The organism is Mycobacterium sp., assembly GCF_051006775.1.
Taxonomy (GTDB): Bacteria; Actinomycetota; Actinomycetes; order Mycobacteriales; family Mycobacteriaceae; genus Mycobacterium.
Genome location: NZ_JBPCSX010000128.1, coordinates 1 through 3,202 on the forward strand (window position 1 = coordinate 1; position 3,202 = coordinate 3,202).

Here is a 3,202-nt window from a genome sequence, read left to right on the forward strand (position 1 = left end):
GGTGCGCACACGCCGGCCGCTGCTGCGCTACCGACGTCCTCCGTAACGTTCGATACCGACTGGTGAGGGTGTCGCAAAACTGTGCCGCGTTTCGACCGGTCGCCTCGGTCGCTCGCCGGCGCTTCACCGCTTCCTTTGCGTCCAGGTGGAGTACACCCGATCTGGACAGCCCGGAACCAGCCATAAACTGTCTAACTAGGGTCCAAATCGTCGCTGATTGACAGATGCCTATCAACGTTTTAGACCCTCGCGCATTTTCCCGCCGCCAGGCCAACGTGTCAGTCGTTCAGTGCGATGCGGAGCACCACCCTCTTCTTACGCCCTCGGGCGGCGATCATCTCGACCGTGGTGATGATCCAGTACCCCAAGCCGTACTTACGCTGAATCACCCGCCGCAGACGTTCCACGGTGTCGGGATCAGTCAGCACCTCAGCGGTGCCCTCAACCGGCAGGACACCATCGCGCACCTTGCCGAAGCGGCCACTCGGCGCCAATAGAACTCGTGGGTTATTGCGCACCCGTTTGACTTTCCAGGAATCCTCAGCCGTCCACATGAACAGGTCGGCGCCGTCACGGCCGATCCACATCGGCGTCGATATCCCGTCGCCGTTGCGTTTGAACGTGGTGAGCGCGACGAACTGCTCCTTGGCCAATGCGGGGATGGATTCGTTGACCACGACGTCGACGATACCCGTTGCTACTGTTCCAGTTTGCGATCTTTCGGTGTTGCCACGGTGTCCGGTCCCCAGTCGTTGATCGTCGGCGATACTGGGGCCCGTGGTAAACCTGTTGCTGTCCATCACTTTTGCGTGTGGCCTGTTCATCGCCGTGGCCCATGTCGCCAACCGGAGCTTCATCGCTCCGGTGTACGACGTAGTGGCGAATCTGACCGCATTCGCCTCGGCAGTGGCCGCCTCGACTCTGCTCAGACATTGGGCACCGGCGGCGTTATCCACCATTGCGTTGGCGTGCTGGATCCTGCTGGCACGCCGAACGCAGCTGGCCCGCAGCCGCTGACGACTCGGGTGACCGTGCAGAGACATACGGCTACCGCATCCCGTAAAGGCCGCACCCCCGGCGGCTAGGTCCGGTCCGGGCCCTTGACCGTCATCGCGGCGAACAACGCCAAGAACGCGGCCGCCGGAGCGGCGTTGGCGATCGTGTCGCGCACTCGGAGGTGCGCAGCCACCGCCAGTGCGAAATACAGCGTCAGCATCGCGGTTGTCAGCCTCGCCAGCGCGGGAAACCGCTTCGCAGACAGCAGGCCGATCACTGAGGCACCCTTGACCACCGGCAGGATCCGGCGAACGTCGTCGGGGCAGCCGACCGTATCGAGACTTTTCTTGATGGGCGGCAGTTGAGCGGCGCAGGCGATGGCGTCCACCGCCTGGAATGCGGCAAGCCCGGCGTAGGTCTTGGGGGACGTCAGAGCGCTCACGGCGGATTCCCTATCTGTAACGATGTCAACACGGGCAACGACGATCAGGCTATGCCCCGCAAGCGCAGAGGTGCTTTTCCTGCGATCACCGCTGCGCTGGTGATCCCGCCGGCCGTCCTGATCGCCGTCACCGCGGGTGCGGGCACGGCGATGACGGCGCCGGCGACCGTCACCGGTCCGACGGCGGTGGCGGCCCGTTTACCGCATGCCCTGCCCCCCGGCGTCGGCTCCGAGCGCGGGCTCCAGGTTCGCACCGTGCTGGCGGAACGCGTGATCAGCGCCCATTTCCCCGAGATCCGTGAGATCGGCGGATGCCGTCCCGATCCCCTGCCCTTCCATCCCAACGGGCTGGCGATCGATGTGATCATTCCGGAGTGGACCACCCCTGCCGGCAAGGCCCTCGGTGATCGCATCGTCGCATTCGCCTTCGATAATGCGGCCAGGTTCGGCCTGGTCAATGTGATCTGGCAGCGGACATACCGGCCCGTGGGCGGAGCGCCGCATGTGATGGCCGACCTGGGCTCCCCGGACGCCAATCACTACACCCACGTCCACATCACCACCGACGGCGGCGGCTTCCCCACGGGTGACGAAACTTATTTCGGCTAGGCGTCGATAGCTGCTCTGACTTGAAATACAGCTCAAACTGTGCTTATGGTAGGGCCACAATTTGCTGTCGAATCGGCGATGGGGGGTGACCATGGTGACGGATGGGCGAGTCGAGCACGCTGAGCAGCCTGAGCGCCGTGGCTCCGGCGACGTCGCTGTTCTCGTGCACAGCTGCTGCCGACTGGGGCTACAGGCCAACCCGCCCGGCCGGCGGCCGATCCTGGGGCGGTGGCGGCGCGCCAGCTAGGGTCAGCGGCGGAAGCTGCGGACGACGATCACCACGGTGATCACCCCGACCCCGGCCAGGGCCGCGGCTACCGCCGGTTGCTTCACGAATCGCAGGACCGCGGACTTGAGGTCATCGGCGACCCGCTGGGGGTTGGCGCGCTCGGCGAGCGAGTCCACTGTCACCGCCAGGCGATCTCGCGCCTGAGCGATCTCAGCCTTGATGACCTCGGGATCCCGATCCACCACTTCCGCCCTCGCTTCTGCCTGTGCCGTTGTCGTTCTACCCTAGAGCAGGCCTGCAGCGGGCTGGACGAAAGGGATGGACCATGACCGAGAACTCTCGACTCGAAGTCGGCGACAAAGCGCCGGCATTCAGCCTGCCCGATGCCGACGGCACAACCGTCAAACTCTCGGACTTCAAGGGCCGCAAAGTGATCGTGTACTTCTACCCGGCCGCGTCAACCCCGGGCTGCACCAAGCAGGCCTGCGACTTCCGGGACAGCCTCGCAGAACTCAACGGCGCCGGTATCGACGTCATCGGCATCTCCCCGGACAAGCCGGAGAAGCTGGCAAAGTTCCGCGACGCCGAGAAGCTGACCTTTCCGCTGCTGTCCGATCCGGACCGTGCGGTGCTGACAGCCTGGGGAACATTCGGCGAGAAGAAGATGTACGGCAAGACCGTCCAGGGCGTGATCCGCTCGACGTTCCTGGTCGACGAGAAGGGCAAGATCGCGGTCGCGCAGTACAACGTCAAGGCCACCGGACACGTGGCCAAGCTCCGCGGCGAGTTGTCGGTCTGAATTCCCGCGACTATTGCCGGAATTTGCGGGTGATGCGGTCGGCGTGATGGAACTGGTTGATCCCGCCGATCAACGGGAGTTGCGGCGGTGGTAGCCACTCGGTGCTGCCGTCGCGTCGTTTTCGGGT

At 64.6% G+C, this 3,202-nt stretch carries 6 protein-coding genes; 3 read left to right on the forward strand and 3 right to left on the reverse strand.

From position 1 onward, the window contains the following. Positions 1-278 precede the first annotated feature (278 nt). Positions 279-677, reverse strand: coding sequence for a PPOX class F420-dependent oxidoreductase (locus ACR2JI_RS08970; RefSeq protein WP_526389731.1), 399 nt, complete (start codon positions 675-677; stop codon positions 279-281). Between the two features lie 100 nt (positions 678-777). Here ACR2JI_RS08970 and ACR2JI_RS08975 point away from each other — a divergent pair, with 100 nt between their 5' ends. Then, entirely contained in the window at positions 778-1,017 is a 240-nt protein-coding gene (locus ACR2JI_RS08975; RefSeq protein ID WP_526389732.1) for a hypothetical protein, read from the forward strand. 64 nt (positions 1,018-1,081) lie between these two features. On the opposite strand, the gene ACR2JI_RS08980 is transcribed toward ACR2JI_RS08975, so the two are convergent. After that, positions 1,082-1,438 (reverse strand): DoxX family protein, encoded by a 357-nt coding sequence (locus tag ACR2JI_RS08980; RefSeq protein WP_526389733.1) that lies wholly within the window; start codon positions 1,436-1,438, stop codon positions 1,082-1,084. Positions 1,439-1,489: 51 nt separating this feature from the next. Between ACR2JI_RS08980 and ACR2JI_RS08985 the strand changes: the two genes are divergently transcribed. Further along, a complete protein-coding gene (locus tag ACR2JI_RS08985) occupies positions 1,490-2,047 on the forward strand; it encodes a VldE C-terminal domain-containing protein (RefSeq protein ID WP_526389734.1) in 558 nt (185 codons plus the stop codon). Positions 2,048-2,296: 249 nt separating this feature from the next. Here the strand turns inward: ACR2JI_RS08985 and ACR2JI_RS08990 are convergent, their stop codons facing one another. Continuing rightward, positions 2,297-2,521 carry a DUF3618 domain-containing protein gene (locus tag ACR2JI_RS08990; protein ID WP_526389735.1) on the reverse strand — a complete coding sequence of 75 codons (225 nt, stop codon included), beginning with the start codon at positions 2,519-2,521 and terminating at the stop codon, positions 2,297-2,299. An 80-nt stretch (positions 2,522-2,601) separates the two neighbouring features. Here ACR2JI_RS08990 and bcp point away from each other — a divergent pair, with 80 nt between their 5' ends. Continuing rightward, entirely contained in the window at positions 2,602-3,075 is a 474-nt protein-coding gene (gene bcp / locus ACR2JI_RS08995; RefSeq protein ID WP_526389736.1) for a thioredoxin-dependent thiol peroxidase, read from the forward strand. Positions 3,076-3,202 lie beyond the last annotated feature (127 nt).